Origin of the sequence: Neobacillus paridis (assembly GCF_016765675.1) — a bacterium.
GTDB classification, from domain to species: Bacteria; Bacillota; Bacilli; order Bacillales; family Cytobacillaceae; genus Neobacillus; species Neobacillus paridis.
In genome coordinates this window covers 1-650 of sequence record NZ_JAESWB010000194.1, presented here as the reverse complement: position 1 = coordinate 650, position 650 = coordinate 1, and the positions used below count along the sequence as shown (strand labels likewise).

Below are 650 nucleotides of genomic sequence, written 5' to 3'. Positions count from 1 at the left end.
GCATTTAGTGGAGCAGGAGATTCTTGCCAACCAGGCGGATATTCATGCGTGCTCTGCCAGCATGCAGAAGCTGGAGCAGGAGGTACGCGATGCGCGGTCGGGCGGTCAATTTGATCTTGACCAGCAACGAGCCAGTCATTCCTATCTGTCGCACTTGCGTTTGCGCTTGGCGACGTTGCAGCAAGCGCGTGCCGAATTGCTGCAACGTGAGCAGGCGGGTCTGCAGCAACTCAATGCAGCACGGAGTTCACTGCGTACGATGGAAAAACACCATGCTCGCCTGAGCGATGCCTTTTTTCTTGAAACGGCCCGTGCCGGCCAGCGCGAGGCAGACGACAGCTGGTTGGCGCGCGCCGGTGCACGAGAGGTAACGCCATGAGTTCGGTGACGGGAGCGGCAGGCCCCTTTGCTGGCATGGGAACGTCGCCTGACGAGGGTGCCGGCACGGGGCTTGGAAAATCGGTATCAGCCTGGAGGCGCGTATTCGAGCGCGAGCAGATGGCTGCGTTAGCAAAGTTCCGTTCCGTCGCGACAGGGAGTTCAGAAGACGTGGGCGCATATAGCACGCCGCCAAGACAGCCTGTTCGCACGGAGGCAGTCTCTGCTGCTGCTGTTTTGCCGCCATCAGGACAAACAGGCCGGCTTGGCGG

General features: G+C 60.6%; 2 protein-coding genes. Both read left to right on the top strand.

What is annotated here, in order from left to right:
• Window positions 1-379 (top strand): hypothetical protein (locus tag JK635_RS14570; protein WP_202654696.1); only part of this gene is annotated, 379 nt, incomplete at its 5' end.
• Window positions 376-650, top strand: a 275-nt coding sequence (locus JK635_RS14565) for a hypothetical protein (RefSeq protein ID WP_202654695.1), incomplete at its 3' end; no start/stop codon positions are given. The genes JK635_RS14570 and JK635_RS14565, both read left to right, overlap by 4 nt.